The following is a 14,893-nucleotide window of genomic DNA, read 5'->3' as shown; positions in this document are numbered from 1 at the left end:
CGGTGTCGTGGCTCATTCGCCCACCTTGACCACGGGAATCGCGGCAGTGGCCTGGCCGCGCAGCGGCACGTTCACGCTCGTGCCGGTGTCGCCGGCCGCGCCCCAGGGCAGCGGCACGCTTTCGAGCGTGAGCGTCAGTTGATGCCGGCCGGTGGTCACCAGCGGAAATTCGAAGCGGCCGTCGCGGTCGGTGATGGCGCGGTAGCGGCCGTCGAGCAGCACCTCGACGCCGGCCACGCCGCCTTCGCCCACCTGCTGTTCGCCGTCGCGGTTGGCGTCGTAGAACACGCGGCCCGACACGCTGCCGCCGCCCGCACCCTCGCCGCGCATGCCCGCCGCCCGGTAGGCCGTGCCGGCGCTGCCCTCCCAGCGCAGGTAAACGTAGGCGGTCTTCTCATTGCTGCGATAGAGATTGGGTGCGGAATAAGAGGTCGGCAGCAGCGAAGCGCGCGCCTGGTTGAAGTTGGCCATGAAGCCCACGCGCCAGCCTGCGCCCAGTTCCTTCTCGGCCGTGAGCGAGCCCGACAGGCCGCGGCTGGTGTAGAGGCCGCCGCTTTGCGAGGTGTAGCGCAGGTTGCCGCCAATGTGGAAGCCGCTGTCGATCCAGTAGCGAAACTGCAGGCCCGCCGTCGGGTAGCTGCGGGTGGTGCCGCCGCTGCTGTCGCGCGCATGGCCGAGGGTGGTCGTGAGCTCGGGGCGCATCGTCTCGTAGCGCCCGCCGATCCAGTCCTGCTCCCACTGCACTTCCTGGCCGGTGGCGGCACTGTCGCCGAGCACGATCAGCTCGTTGCGTCGCACCGTCAGCGTGAAGCGGCTGCGCGGCCAGTCGAAGAAGCGGGTCTGATAGAAGGCGCTGCCGTAGAGGCTGCGACCGTCGCCGCTGCCTGCTGAGCTTGTGGTGTTGCCGTCCGGCAGTCCCTCGTAGCGCGTGCGGTACGCGCTCAGGCTGCCGCCGACGGAGTTGTAGCGGTCGAACAAATACTGGACGTTGCCGCTCGCGCCAATGCGCCGGTAGCCCGAGAGGTGATAGCTCGTGTCCGGCTGTGCACGCTCGTAGTCCAGGCCGGCGCCCCAGCTCAGGCGGCTGGTGTTGCGGTCCACGCGCCAGTACGCGCCGCGCGTGCCGGTGGCCAGAGCGTAGTCGCCGAAGTACAGGTTGGGCCGCGCGGTGTAGATGCCGAATTCGTGGCGGTACAGGCCGGTGCGCGCGCTCGCCTCGATGAAGAGGCCCTGCGAGTCGCCGGTCGCCACGCCCGGCGTGGGTGAGTTCACGCGGCTGCCCACCAGCGTGGCGCGCGCCTTGAAATCGCCGTCGCGCACCACCTCGCGGCCGTAGCCGATCGACGTTGCCCAACTCGTGACGTCCTTGCGGCCGATGCCCTGCGCCGTGATGGGGTCGATGTAGTAGGCCGGAATGTCGCGCGCCTGATCGAGCTGGAACGAGGCGAACCATGGATCGCCCAGGCGCAGCGTGGTTCCGAGCCAGCCGAGCGTGCCCTGGCTCTTCTCGAAGCCGGGGTACGGTCCGCCCGTGAGGTTGCCGCGCTGGCCGAAGCCGGCGCGCACGTCGAGATCCGTGCTGAAGATGCGCGCCGAGGCGCCGCGCACCGTGGTCGAGCCCAGCGTGAGCCTGTAGTTGCGTGCCAGGCCGTCGGTGACTTCGCTGTAGATGTCGCCCACGGCGGTGTCGGCGAAGGTCTGCGTGGTCAGCGGAAAGCCGAGGTTGCGCAGCGTGAAGCGGCCGCTGGTGGCCTCGCGCGCATAGCCCAGCGAGCCGATGCCGATGCCGCTCGCACTGTTGTCGCCACCCAGGTGGCGGCCGTCGGCCTGCAGCACGAACTCGCCGTAGTTGAGGGTTTCGCGCCGGTACTCGAAGCGCTGGCCGAACTCGGTCGCGCGCTGGCGACCGTAGCCGGTGGTCGTGGCGTCGCCGAAGCCGATGCGGCTTTCCACCAGCCAGGCGCGATAGCCCTGCGGCTGCTCGGCTTCGGGCGTTGCGTCGGCCGCCGCGGTGTCGGCGTCGAGGGTCATGAAGCGGTCTTCGTAGCTCTTGGGCGCGGAGTCGACGAGCGCCTTCAGCCGCGCCTGCTCTGCCTGTGCACGGTCGAGGGTCTCGATGCGTGCGTCAGCCACGGCCTGGGGTTTCTGGGGCTCGGCCTGCGCCTGCGCGCAGGACAGCCATGCCAGGGCGGTCGTGCATTCGAGCCACGCGAGTGCGCCCCTCGGATGCCACAAGGCTCCGGCGGGACCGGGTACGGTCCACGGCGTCATTCGAATCATCTGGCGACATCCCTGTTTTGTCTCCCGGGTGTTGCGGCCCTGTTCCGGATCAGGCGCAGGATATTTCAGAAATGTTGACGAACGTCAATATTTCGTGACCCCGAGGGCTTCCCCGTGTGAGAACGTTGTTCTTAAGTCTTCAGGGGTGCGCAAAATGGAGCCTTTCGACCCCATTTGCCTCTTGATGAGGCCGAAAGACCACCCATTTGAAGAAGTTGGCACAGCGTCACCGCATGGACGCCGTGCCCGACTTAGAATTTTTTGGCTTCGATATTTCTTTTTTCCATGGCTGATTCCTCCAAAACCAAACTCCCGTTCCAGGCTGAAGTCGCGCAACTGCTGCACCTCGTCACGCATGCGCTTTATTCGAACAAGGAGATCTTCCTGCGCGAGCTGATCTCGAACGCGTCGGACGCGTGCGACAAGCTGCGCTTCGAGGCGCTCGACCACCCCGAGCTTTATGAAGACCAGCCCGAGCTCGATGTGCGCCTTTCCTTCGACAAGGCCGCGCGCACCCTCACCATCACCGACAAGGGCATCGGCCTGTCGCGCCAGGAGGCCATCGACAACCTCGGCACCATCGCCAAGAGCGGCACCAAGGACTTCATGAGCAAGCTCAGCGGCGACCAGAAGGCCGACGCGCAGCTCATCGGCCAGTTCGGCGTGGGCTTCTATTCGGGCTTCATCGTGGCCGACAAGATCACGGTCGAATCGCGCCGCGCGGGCCTGCCGGCCGACCAGGGCGTGCGCTGGGCCAGCGGCGGCGCCGGCGACTTCGAGGTGGCCGACATCACGTGCGCCGAGCGCGGCACCAGTATCACGCTGCACCTGCGCGACGATGCCGACGAATACCTCAACGCCTGGAAGATCAAGCAGATCGTCGGCAAGTACTCCGACCACATCTCCCTGCCCATCCTGATGGAAAAGGAAGAGTGGAAGGACGGCGAGAACGACCAGCCCGGCGACATGGTGAAGACCGGCGAGTGGGAAACCATCAACAAGGCCAACGCCCTGTGGAGCCGCCCCAAGAAGGACATCACCACCGAGCAGTACGAAGAGTTCTACAAGAGCATCAGCCACGACTACGAGGCACCGCTCGCCTGGAGCCACAACCGCGTGGAAGGCAGCACCGAGTACACGCAGCTGCTCTACATCCCCGCCAAGGCCCCGTTCGACCTGTGGAACCGCGAGAAGAGCGCGGGCGTGAAGCTGTACGTGAAGCGCGTCTTCATCATGGACGACGCCGAGGCGCTGATGCCCAGCTACCTTCGCTTCGTGAAGGGCGTGATCGACTCGGCCGACCTGCCGCTGAACGTGAGCCGCGAGCTGCTGCAGGAAAGCCGCGACGTGAAGGCGATCCGCGAAGGCAGCACCAAGCGCGTGCTCGGCATGCTCGAAGACCTGGCGAAGAAGCAGAAGACCGCGCCCGAGAGCGGCGAGGGCAAGATCGACGTGGGCTCGGGCGAATCGGTGCCTGCACCGGAGCCGACCGAAGGCGTGACTGACGTGGTCGACAAGAACACGCCCACAGCTGCTGAAACCGCTGCTGCGGCCGCAGACGAGTCGGGCAAGTACGCCAAGTTCTACGCCGAGTTCGGCGCGGTGCTCAAGGAAGGTTTGGGCGAGGACATGGGCAACCGTGACCGCATCGCCAAGCTGCTGCGCTACGCCTCCACCACCACCGACTCGGTGGGCGTGAGCTTTGCCGACTACAAGGCGCGCATGAAGGAAGGCCAGGACGCGATCTACTACATCACGGCCGACACGCTCGCCGCCGCCAAGAACAGCCCGCAGCTCGAAGTCTTCAAGAAGAAGGGCATCGAGGTGCTGCTCATGACCGACCGCGTCGACGAGTGGGCGCTGAACTACCTGAGCGAGTTCGACGGCACGCCGATGCAGAGCGTGGCCAAGGGCGCGGTCGATCTCGGCAAGCTGCAGGACGAGTCAGAGAAGAAGGCCGCCGAGGAAGCCGCCGAGTCGTTCAAGCCCATGCTCGAGAAGCTCAAGGAAGCGCTGAAGGACAAGGCCGAAGACGTGCGCGTGACCACCCGCCTGGTCGACTCGCCCGCCTGCCTCGTGGTGCAGGACGGCGGCATGAGCACGCAGCTCGCACGCATGCTCAAGCAGGCCGGCCAGCCCGCGCCCGAGCTCAAGCCGGTGCTCGAAGTGAACGCCGAGCATCCGCTGGTGAAGAAGCTCGAAGGCTCGTCGCATTTCGACGATCTCGCGAACATCCTGTTCGACCAGGCGCTGCTCGCCGAAGGCGGGTTGCCGGCCGACCCGGCCGCCTACGTGAGGCGCGTCAACGCGCTGCTGGTGTGAGCGACCGGCCGCGCGTTCCTCGTGCAGCAGCCGTCGTTCCGGCGGCGCTGCTGTTGCTTCTGACGGGCGGCTGTTCTCACTATCACGTCGGCATTCCGCTGGTGCCCGGGCTCTCGCTCGGGCTGGGCGCCACCAAGGACGGCAATTTCTCGGTGGGGCTCAACACCGGCTTCGGCCCGCTCGGCGCGGGCGTGGCCGTGAACAACGGCGGGCAGGTGTCGGGCTCGGCCGGCGTGGGTGTCGGCGTGGGGCCGGTGGCCACGGGGGTCAGCAAGGGTGCTGTGCTCTACGACCCGAAGGCCGCGCCTGCGGCTCCAGCTGCTGTGGCGGTCGCTCCGGCCGGTGCGGTGGCATCGGCGACGCCCGCAGCACCTGCTGTGGCACCCGTGGCTTCGGCGCCGACCCCTGCGGGAACGCCGGCGACGGTTGTCCCCGTGCGCTATTCGACACCTGCCGATCCGTTCACGCCCATCGCCACTCCTGCTGCTGCGGCGGCCCAGGCACCCACCGCCTCTTCGGTGGCGCGCACCACCGCACCGGCCCGGCCGCCTCTCGTCAAGATCACGCGTCCGCCGCCGGAGCCTCCAGCGCCCGCCGTGAACATCAAGTACCGCACCCCGGCCGTGGCTGCCGCCGCGGCCTCGGCCCGCGAAACCGGCACGCCCGGCAACCCCGTCGCGCCCTGATCGACGCGCCTTTCACACGAACACGCGACCCGGCCTAACATCGCGGCTGGTATCTCCTCCGGAGACAGTCGTCCATGACCCGCCGACCGCTGCTGCTGCACCTCCTGGACCTCCTGGCCATGGCCGCCCTCGCGGCCACGGGATTGCCCCGCGCAGCGAAGGCGCAGGCCGCATACCCCGCAAGACCCATCCGCTGGATCGTGCCGTACCCCGCGGGCGCCGGCGCCGACATCGTCGCGCGCACCATCGGCACCCAGCTCGCCATCGACGCGGGCCAGCCAGTGACCATCGAGAACCGCGCGGGCGGCAACACCGCGCTCGGCGCCATCGAGGCCGCGCGCGCGCCGGCCGACGGCTACACGCTGCTGTCGGCCGACAACGGCACGCTGGTGTTCAACCCCGCGCTGTATCGCAACCTCAGCTACAACCCCTCGCGCGACTTCGCGCCCGTCACCCTGCTGGGCCGGCTGCCGATGGTGCTGCTGGTCGGCCCTTCCAGCGGCGTGAGGGACGCGCGCGCCTTCATCGACGATGCGCGCGCCTTTCCCGGCAAGGTCAGCTTTGCCTCGGCCGGCACCGGCAGCCCGCAGCACCTGGCGATGGAGCTGCTCGAACGCGAAGCCGGGCTGGAGATGGTGCACGTGCCCTACCGCGGCGCCGCGCCCGCGCTGGCTGACGTGGCGGGCGGCCAGTTGCCGGTGCTGATGTGCGACCTGGCCGCGTCGCGCCGCTTCATCCAGGGTGGCAAGCTGCGCGCGCTGGCGGTGGCGCACCCGCAGCGGCTGAAGGAATTGCCGGCCGTGCCGACCTTCGCCGAGCTCGGCATGCCGCGCGTCGAAGCTGCTGCGCTCATGGGGCTGGTGGTGCCCGCCAACACGCCGGGCGAGATCGTGACGCGGTTGCAGCAGTCGGTGGCCAGCGCCATTCACAACCCCGCCGTGCTGCGCAAGCTCGCCGAGTTCGGCGTCGAGCCGGTGGGCGATGCGCCTTCGCAGTTCGCGGCGCTGCTGCAGGGCGAGTCGGCGCGCTGGCATCCGCTGATCCGCGATCTCAACCTCACCCTGGATTGAGGCTGAAATGAGGCCGGGGCCTTTACGGCAACTTTGCGAGCGTGCCGAGTCTTTCTCACTTTGAACTAAGAGTCGCTGCCTAGATTGACGCATCGCACAGAAAAGGTCGGCGAGGCGGGTTGCAAAGGGCAGGCCGGTCCTCCCGAGACCCATGACCACGAGCCGGTTCCACCACGTCATTTTTGCGGACGACTTCTTCCGCTCTCCCGCCAACGGGCTGCAGTATCACGCCGCCAACCGGCGCTTCCTCCGGGGCTTCTTCGACACCGCACTGGGCCGCCTGGGCCTGCCGGTGCGCGAGATCACGCCGCTGTCGGAAGGCGGCCGCATCGACGTCGAGCGCCTCATGGACCGACTGGAGCTGCCCTGCACCCCGGCCGGCTGGGCGCGCGCCTGCATCGCCAACCTGCTGCCGCTGGCTGGGCGCGAGGGCCTGCCGCTGTTCGACCCCGGCTGCCTCGTGATCGGCTGGGGCCTCACGCCCGCGCTGCAGCAGTGCATCGACCGCAGCGGCGCAAGCTACCTCGACATCGAGATCGACCCGCGCCGCTTCACCGAGCACCTGCACTTCTGCGCGCGCACCAACGACCCCGTCATCGAAGCCGCGCTGCTGGCACGCCGCGTGGACGAAGAACTGTTCTGGAACCACGCGAGCGCGCTCAAGGGTCGCTTCGCGCGCCACGGCGCGGCCTCGCTGTTCGACCCGCGCCTGCGCGTGGGGCTGTTCTTCGGCCAGAGCCTGGTCGACCTGTCGCTGGTCAGCGGCGGGCGCACCATGCACCCGGCCAGCGTGATTGCGCCGCTGCGCGAGCTGGCGAGCAGCGTGGACCTGCTGGTCATCAAGCCGCACCCTTATGAGGGCGCACTGCACGACCTGGCGCCCATCGCGCGTGCCATTCCCAACGTGGCGTGGACAAAGGAGAACACGTACGCGCTGCTGTCGGCGGCCAACGTGCATTTCGCATCCAGCCTGTCGTCGAGCGTGCTGACCGAGGCGCGCTACTTTCGCAAGCCCGCGCACGCGCTGATCCGCGCCGACCGCAATGCGGCCGGGTTGCTGCCCGAGGCCTGCTCTGACTGGATTCCAGTGGGCGCCGCGTTGGGCGCGATGGATTTCATGGCCGCGGCCTGCGGCGCCGACGACAACAACAACAATGCCAAGCCGAGCCTCGTGGCCTGGCCCGCAGCGGCGATCGACCGCGCCTTTCTCACCCGCTGGGGCCTCGACGACCAGACCCAGGGCCTGCCCGAAGTGGCCGAGCTGCAGATGGGGCGTTCCTACCTGTTCCATCCCGGCAGCCCCGCGATGAACTGGCTCAGTCACGGCTGGGCGGGCTTCGATGGCGATGGCGCGCGCAGCGAGGGCGAGTTGGCCTGCCTCGTCATTCCCTTGCCTTCGCTGGCACAGTCGCCCGTGCTGTCGCACCAGCGGCCGTACCGGCTCGAGGTGAGCATCGACTACCGCAGCAACGCCAAGGCCACCAGCGTGCTCGCCATGTTCGACGGCACGGTGCTTACGGGCCAGCGCGGCACCGGCGCGCGGCGGCGCTGCCTGGTGTTCGAGGTCGAGCCGACAGCGGGACGCAAGTGCCTGGTGCTGCAGTTCGTCGTGGCCGCGGGCACGGGGCGCCGCATGGCCCAACCGGCCTTCACCATCAGGAAGCTGCAGGTGTCGCTGCGCATGGGCCGCGGAGTGATCTCCGCGCCGCCGAAGGCGACAGCGAAGCAGTGGTCCGAGATGCATCCGGTGCGTGCGATGACGCGGGTATTTCGCGCGTTGATCGATACGGCGCGTGGGGTTATCGGGTAGCTGTAGAGGTAAGGCCGGACAGCAGCGCAGTCCAATGCTGCAGCCGGTCGATGGCGCCTTGACGGCTTTCTGTAGTGTCCGCAGCGCTCGCTGGCAACGCAAGCAATTCACCGGCCGCCGTAGCCACGGCCCGAGCAAACTTCGGCGCATCGCCGCGCCACACCACTACGCGGTGCTCCAAGCCCAGTTGCGCCGCGCGCCCCGCGTTGATCGCCTGCTCGGGCTGGTCGGTCAGCAGCAGCAGAATCGGCTTGCGATAGACCGCCGCGATAGACAGCGCCGCCATGCCCGGCGCCGAAACGATGAACGCGCTGTGCGCCGCCGCCTCTATCCAGTGCTCGTCGCGCGCATGCCAGTGCGGCCTGTGGGCATAGCCTTCGCCGACGAGATGTGCCGGCACGCCCGCGTCGGCAAGACCCTGTTCGAGGCCGTCGGCAAGCGCCGGCTCCTGGAAGTGCGGGTTGAGGTACACGGCAGCCGCGCGCTGCGCCGCATCGCTGTGGTCCACCGCATCGACCACCGCGACCGGGGTGGCCAGCCGGTGGCGGCCGTGGCCGTCGTGCTGGGGCTCGCCGTAGGCGAAGTCGTGTTCGATGCGCGCTAGGCTGCGGTCGATCTGCCACGCCACGATGCCGCCAAACAGCTTTGCGACAGCGCCAGGCATCCGTCCCTTGAAATTGGTTTCGAGCGCGCGCCGCAGGCTGGCGCCGTACACGTGCACGACCTTGCGCCGCCAGAACGGCAGCCAGCCCATCAGCAGCAGCGCGGGGTGGAACGAGTCGTTCACCACCAGGTCGGCTTCCCGGAAGCGCGCGCGCAGCCGCCACACGTCGCGCAGCATGCGTTCGGGGCGGAACATGTAGTGCGCCACGTTGCGGTCGGTCTCGCGGCGCAGCATGTTCTGCTGCGTGTCGAACTGCACCGCGTAATGGCGCGAGAGCACCGGCGCATCGATGCCGAAGCCGGCAAGAAAGCGCGCGCCTTCGTCCGAGGTGGTGAGCACCTGCACCTGCGCGCCGGCTGCGCGCAGCGCATGCGTCAGCAGTTGGGCGCGCATCAGGTGGCCGCGCGCGTCCGCGGTCGCGAGGTAGAGGATGCGCGGCGGCATCGCTCAGGCGTGGTGCTGCACCGGCCGTGCCGCGCCGGGGCGCAGCCGCAGCGCCACGCCGGCGAGCCACATGCCGAGAGCGCCGGTGACGCCGAAGCCGCGCTCGGTATCCCGCACTTCGCGCATCAGCTGCGCGAGCCGCTCCTGTTCGTGCGGCGCCACGCAGCGCTGCAAGGTGTGGCTGCACAGCCGAATGTGTCGGTCTTCGTCGGCCAGCACGCGCGACAGCAGCGGGTGCAGCGCATGTTGCGGGCCGATCAGCGCGCAATGGCGCTGCAGGATGCGCGAGGCCATCTGCTCGGCCGAGAGGCCGATGGCATAGGCCGGCACCAGCCCGCCATGTTCGAAGTGCGGCGCATGGCGGCGGATGAGCGCCTGCCAGCGCGCGAGCTTGCGGCGGCTGAACCAGTCGGGCTGTGGCGCTTCTTCGGGCGAAGCTGCCGCTTGCGCGCTGCCGCCGCGCTCGACGATGGCCTGCGCGAACAGGCGCGCATGGTGCTGTTCGTCGGCCAGGTGCTGATCGAGTTGGCGCGCGAGCCACTCGGGCGGGGCGACACGCAGCTCGCGCTGCAGCGCCTGCTCGGACGACTCCTCGCCCACGAGATAGAAGCGCAGCAACAGCATCTCGCCCGCATTGCTCGCATGCAGCTGGCGCAGTGCGGCGCGCTTGACGTGATGCACGAGGCGGGCCTGCAGGGCTGACCAGCCGCGCAAGGTGGGCGGAGAGAGGCAGTCGAAGCCGGCTGCGATGTCGTCGGCTGGCTCAGCGGCCATCGGCCTTGGCCTTCGTGGTCTGGGGTGTCTGCTGCTGCCAGCCCAGCACCAGCCCGATGAAGCTGTCCTGCAGGAAGGCGCGCGCGGCGGCATCGGCGCCCGCGAATTCGCGTTGCTGGCCGTCGTAGCGCACATAGCCCTTGCCGTTGGTGGCGCCGAGCACCAGCTTCTCGTTCTTGCGGAAGCCGCGCTGCAGCAGCGGCTGCAGCAGCGACTGTGATTCGAGCCCGTACAGGAACATGTCGCGCTGCACCACCTGGTGCGGGATCTGGCCGCTCAGCGCCTGCAGCTCCAGCGTCCAGTTGCCCTGCTGCATGGCCTCGGCCAGTTGCATTCCCCTGGCGGCCGGCGCATGAAAGCGTGCGCGCGCCACCGACTTCGAGGCCTTGCTCAGGCCGAGGCCAATGGTGATGTCGGCGTCTCTTGCGCCGTTCGTGCGGTTGTCTTCCACCTGCACCAGCACGTTGGCCAGGCGCGCGGTCAGCGAAGGCTTGGCGAGCGCCTCGACGACCTGGTCGGCCGTGAGCAGCACGTGGTCGGTGGTCGCCTCGTTCACCACCACGATCTGGTACGGGTCGATGCGGATGTCGCTGAACTCGCCGCCCACAGGCGAGTGCGCATGGCTGCTCACCGACCACTCGCTGCCCGAGCGGCTCAGCAGTGCATGAAAGGTCAGCGGCACGCGCTGGCCACTGCGCGCCTGGCCGGAGCCCTGCAGCAGCACGTCGCCGACGATGGTCTTCTCGCCGTAGCTGCGCGTGTTGACGAAGCGGATGGTGCGCGCGGCGCTGTCGAGCGCGGCGCGGGTGTCGGGGTCGTCGAGGGCGAGGCGGTTGCAGTCGTTGCCGGGGCCCGCGAGCGCGGCGAAGGGACAGCCGGCGTCGGACTTGAAGTTGAAGACGCCGCGGCCGGCGAAGTCGGCGGCACTCGCCAGCGTGAAGGCGCCTGCGAGCGCGAGGCCGAGCGCCAGCTGGCGAGCGATGAATGAAGAGCGGATGGGCATGTTCTTGTCTTGTTGTTCTTCTGGAAGAGAAGGAAGGCGCGAAAGGCGTTCAGGGCCTGTGATACGAAAGCGCCTGGGCATCCGCATTGGTGCTGCCAGTGGTGTGCCACCCGATGCCGCGCGCGAACGCACCCAGCATGTCGACCGCCGAGAAGCCGAGGATCAGCGCCACGCCTGCGAGCCAGCGCAGCCCGCGCAGCGGCGGCAGGTCTTGATGGTTCAGCGCCCTCACGCTGAACCCCAGCCGTGTGAACAGCACGGCCAGCGGCCCGATCGGCCCGCTCTTCGCGAGCCACTGCCAGCGCGGCGACACGTAGCTGCGCAGCAGGTGCGGCGTGAGCGAGTACGTGTCCTGTCCGCGCATCCAGCGCAGCTTGAGCGCCTCGGCGCGCGTGTCGGGCAGGCGGTGTTCGGTGTGGGCCTGCGCCGCGTAGTAGATGGGCACGCCCGCCGCTTTCAGTCGCATGCCCAGCACCTGGCAGTGCGCGCGGTACACGCCGTCGAGTGCCTGGTAGCTGTGCTGCTCGAACACGTCGCGACGGAAGGCCACGTTGTTCGCGTAGAAGTTGCTCGTCGCGCCGGCATGGTCTGCGTTGGGGAAATACATGAAGTCGATGGTCGTGAGCGCAGTGCCGACCACGTTGGCCGCATAGCTGGTGCGTCCGGCCACCACCGCTGGCGCATCGCTCCACGTGAACGGCAGCAGCACCTGCAGCAGCCAGTCGTCGTCGGGCAGGCAGTCGGCATCGGCGAACACCACGTGTGTGCAGCGCTGCGCATCGGTGGCCTCGAAGCCGACGTTCTTGGCGTCGTAGTAGCCGGTGGCGGCGTCGATGCGCACGAAGTCGACCGGGCGGCCCGCGAGCGCACTTACGGCTTCGCAGGTGGCGGCGCTCAGCCCGTCGTGCGTGACGACCACCTGTGCGAGCGCGCTCAGCGGCAGCTTCTGCTTCGCCAGCAGGGCGACGAGACGCTGCAGGCTGGTGCCCGCTTTGGCCTCGGCATCGGCTCCGCCGCGCAGGTTGTTGGTCTCCAGGACCAGCGCGCAACGCGCGGCAACTTGATCGGGCATCATCGAATTTTCCTGTCCGGACATTGTTTTGAAGGCTTGCATCCTGCTTTTATCGCACAACCGCGCCCGCCACCAGTGCCGTGCGCCATGGGCTCGCCCATGAAAGTCAGCATCTTCGGCGCCGGCTATGTGGGCCTTAGCTTTGCCGCCTGCCTGGCTGAAGCGGGCCACGAAGTGCTGTGCGCGGACGCGGACTTGGCGCGCATCGAGGGCCTGCAGCGCGGCCTGATGCCCTTGCACGAACCGGACCTGGAGGCTCTGGTGGCTGCCGGGCTGGCCGCGGGAACGCTGCGCTTTACGGCCGACGAGCCCACGGCTTGCCTGCACGGCGAGGTGCTCTTTATCGTGGTGAACACGCCGGCCGATGCCGAAGGGCGGGTCGATCTGCGGCACGTGATTGCGGTGGCTGCCGGCATCGGGCGGCACCGCGACCGCGAGGCGCTGGTCGTGTGCAAGTCGACCGCGCCCGTGGGCACGGCCGCGCAGGTCGAGGCCGTGCTGGGCGGGGAACTTTCGCAACGTGGCGCGCCGCATCGCATCGCGGTGGCGGCGAACCCCGAGTTCCTGCGCGAAGGCTCGGCCGTGCGCGACTGCCGGCGGCCCGACCGCGTGGTGATCGGCAGCGAAGACCCGTGGGCCATCGAGCTGCTGACCCGGCTCTACGAACCTTTCATCGAAGACCCGGCAAAGCAATTGCTGGTGATGGACCGCCGCTCGGCCGAGCTCACCAAGTACGCGGCCAACGCCATGCTCGCCACCCGCATCAGCTTCATGAACGAGATGGCTCGCTTGGCCGAGCATGCGGGCGCCGACATCGAGATGGTGCGGCGCGGCATCGGCGCGGACCGGCGCATCGGGCCCGACTTTCTGCAGGCCGGCGCAGGCTATGGCGGCTCGTGCCTTGCGAAGGACGTGCGGGCGCTTCGGCATGCGGCGGATCGCGACGGCCATGCGCTGCGCATCCTCTCGGCGGTCGAGGCCACGAACCATGAGCAGAAGAGCCGGCTGTTCGACCTGATGACGCACCACTTCGAAGGCCGCATCGCGGGCAAGGCCATCGCGGTGTGGGGCCTGGCCTTCAAGCCCGACACCGACGACATGCGCGATGCGCCGAGCCTCGTGCTGCTGGAGCGGCTGTGGGCAGCCGGTGCGCGCGTGCAGGTCTATGACCCGGCGGCGATGCCGAATGCGCGTGGCCTCATCGGCGAGCGTGAAGACGTGCGCTGGTGCGCCACGGCGCAAGAAGCGCTGCAGGGCGCCGATGCGCTGGCGCTCGTTACCGAGTGGGCGGAGTTTCGGCGGCCTGATTTCGCGAGCGTCGCGAAGGCACTGCGCACGCCGGCGATCTTCGATGGCCGCAATGTCTACGACGCCGCCCAAGTCGAATCCGCAGGCATCGCGTACTACGGCATCGGCCGGGGCCGATCGTCACTCTTGCGCTGAATCGTTCAGCGACAGGAAGGCATCGCCCGGTGTGAGCGGCGCATGCCGGTAGCTGGCCGGCGTGCGGCTCAGCTTCACCGGCGCGCCGATGCCGCGATAGCCGCCGGGCATCTCCACAACCATCTCGCGGTGCAGCGTGTGCGGATGCTGCAGCGCGGCATCGACCGGCAGCACCGGCGCGGCGGGCACGCCGGCCGCCATCAATTGCTCGACCAGCGCGCGGCCGTCGAAGGCGGCCATTGCCGCCTCGAGCTGCTGCTTGAGCCCATCGCGATGCACCGAGCGCGCACCGGCCGTGCGGTAGAGCGGGTCGTCCGCCAGATCGGGCAGCCCGATGCAGCGGCACAGGCTGGCGAACTGCCGGTCGTTGCCTACCGCGACGAACACCGGGTCAGTGCCGGTGGCCAGCGCGTCGTAGGGATAGATGTTGGGGTGCGCGTTGCCGGTGCGGCGGGGCTCAGTGCCGTCCATGAACCAGTTGGCCGCATGCGGGTGCAGCAGCGATAAGCCGCTGTCGTACAGCGCCGCCTCCACGAACTGCCCGCGCTCGCTGCGCTGGCGTTCCTGCAGCGCGAGCAGCACGCCGATCACCGCGTTCAGCCCGGTCACCATGTCGACCACCGGCAGGCCCACGCGCAGCGGTCCACCATCGGCTTCGCCGTTGATGCTCATGATGCCGGTCATGGCCTGCACGGCGGCGTCGTAGCCGGGCAGCGCGCCTAGTGGACCGTCGGCGCCGAAGCCCGACACGCGGCACCACACGAGGCGCGGAAAGCGCTGCGACAGCGTCTCGTAGCCGATGCCCCAGCGTTCCATCGTTCCGGTCTTGAAGTTCTCGATCAGCACGTCGGCCTCGGCCACCAGCGCGAGCAGCGCCTCGCGGCCTTCCTCTGTCGAGAAGTCCAGGTGCTGCACGCGCTTGTTGCGGTTGAGTCCGTGGTAGTACGAGGCCACGCCTTCCCTGAAGGGTGGGCCCCAGGTGCGCGTGTCGTCGCCCTGCGGCGGCTCGACCTTGAGCACGTCGGCGCCGTGGTCTCCGAGGATCTGACCGCAGTAGGGGCCGCCGAGGATGCGGGAGATGTCGAGGACGCGGATGCCTGCGAGGGCGCCTTGGGGGGCTTGTGTCATTTCAGTGCTTTCGTTTGTTCGTTCTTTCGGGGTGCGTGCGAATGACACCGGGTACTCCCCTCCGCGAATGTCCCCCGCCTTCGGCTCCTCCTTTATTTCGCTGCGGGGAGCACCCGGTGCCATTCGCACATGAGCGCAGTCGTTGTGCTGGCGGATTAACCAGTGCTTTGAACGATCACGCCGATGGGGTGCCTTGC

At 68.6% G+C, this 14,893-nt stretch carries 11 protein-coding genes; 5 read left to right on the top strand and 6 right to left on the bottom strand.

The features are described 5' to 3' along the window. Positions 1–12: 12 nt before the first annotated feature. Positions 13–2,271, bottom strand: coding sequence for an SdrD B-like domain-containing protein (locus tag ACSFBF_RS17085; RefSeq protein WP_435468960.1), 2,259 nt, complete (start codon positions 2,269–2,271; stop codon positions 13–15). A 294-nt stretch (positions 2,272–2,565) separates the two neighbouring features. On the opposite strand from ACSFBF_RS17085, the gene htpG reads away from it, so the two are divergent. From htpG to ACSFBF_RS17065, 4 genes are all read left to right on the top strand, one after another. Continuing rightward, positions 2,566–4,602 carry a molecular chaperone HtpG gene (gene htpG / locus ACSFBF_RS17080; RefSeq protein ID WP_435468958.1) on the top strand — a complete coding sequence of 679 codons (2,037 nt, stop codon included), beginning with the start codon at positions 2,566–2,568 and terminating at the stop codon, positions 4,600–4,602. Continuing rightward, positions 4,599–5,288 (top strand): hypothetical protein, encoded by a 690-nt coding sequence (locus ACSFBF_RS17075; protein WP_435468956.1) that lies wholly within the window; start codon positions 4,599–4,601, stop codon positions 5,286–5,288. Before htpG ends, ACSFBF_RS17075 begins: the two co-directional genes overlap by 4 nt. A 74-nt stretch (positions 5,289–5,362) precedes the next feature. Beyond that, on the top strand, positions 5,363–6,358 hold the full coding sequence (locus ACSFBF_RS17070) for a Bug family tripartite tricarboxylate transporter substrate binding protein (protein ID WP_435468954.1): 996 nt from the start codon (positions 5,363–5,365) through the stop codon (positions 6,356–6,358). A 151-nt stretch (positions 6,359–6,509) separates the two neighbouring features. After that, a complete protein-coding gene (locus ACSFBF_RS17065; protein ID WP_435468952.1) occupies positions 6,510–8,168 on the top strand; it encodes a hypothetical protein in 1,659 nt (552 codons plus the stop codon). Here ACSFBF_RS17065 and ACSFBF_RS17060 read toward each other — a convergent pair. Genes ACSFBF_RS17060 through ACSFBF_RS17045 form a run of 4 tightly spaced genes read right to left on the bottom strand, consistent with a single transcriptional unit; the run spans position 8,158 to position 12,128 of the window. Next, a complete protein-coding gene (locus ACSFBF_RS17060; protein ID WP_435468950.1) occupies positions 8,158–9,276 on the bottom strand; it encodes a glycosyltransferase family protein in 1,119 nt (372 codons plus the stop codon). The two genes, ACSFBF_RS17065 and ACSFBF_RS17060, sit on opposite strands and share 11 nt — an antisense overlap. Before the next feature lie 3 nt (positions 9,277–9,279). Next, entirely contained in the window at positions 9,280–10,050 is a 771-nt protein-coding gene (locus ACSFBF_RS17055; protein WP_435468948.1) for a hypothetical protein, read from the bottom strand. Further along, positions 10,040–11,053 (bottom strand): hypothetical protein, encoded by a 1,014-nt coding sequence (locus tag ACSFBF_RS17050; protein WP_435468946.1) that lies wholly within the window; start codon positions 11,051–11,053, stop codon positions 10,040–10,042. Before ACSFBF_RS17050 ends, ACSFBF_RS17055 begins: the two co-directional genes overlap by 11 nt. 49 nt (positions 11,054–11,102) lie before the next feature. Next, on the bottom strand, positions 11,103–12,128 hold the full coding sequence (locus tag ACSFBF_RS17045) for a glycosyltransferase family 2 protein (protein WP_435468944.1): 1,026 nt from the start codon (positions 12,126–12,128) through the stop codon (positions 11,103–11,105). Positions 12,129–12,224: 96 nt separating this feature from the next. Between ACSFBF_RS17045 and ACSFBF_RS17040 the strand changes: the two genes are divergently transcribed. Further along, entirely contained in the window at positions 12,225–13,568 is a 1,344-nt protein-coding gene (locus tag ACSFBF_RS17040) for a UDP-glucose dehydrogenase family protein (protein WP_435468942.1), read from the top strand. Here the strand turns inward: ACSFBF_RS17040 and ACSFBF_RS17035 are convergent. Next, positions 13,554–14,696, bottom strand: coding sequence for a CaiB/BaiF CoA transferase family protein (locus ACSFBF_RS17035; RefSeq protein ID WP_435468940.1), 1,143 nt, complete (start codon positions 14,694–14,696; stop codon positions 13,554–13,556). The two genes, ACSFBF_RS17040 and ACSFBF_RS17035, sit on opposite strands and share 15 nt — an antisense overlap. Positions 14,697–14,893: the final 197 nt, after the last annotated feature.

Source organism: Variovorax nivicola, from assembly GCF_051216475.1.
Classification (GTDB): domain Bacteria; phylum Pseudomonadota; class Gammaproteobacteria; order Burkholderiales; family Burkholderiaceae_C; genus Variovorax.
This window is presented reverse-complemented; position numbering and strand designations above follow the sequence as displayed.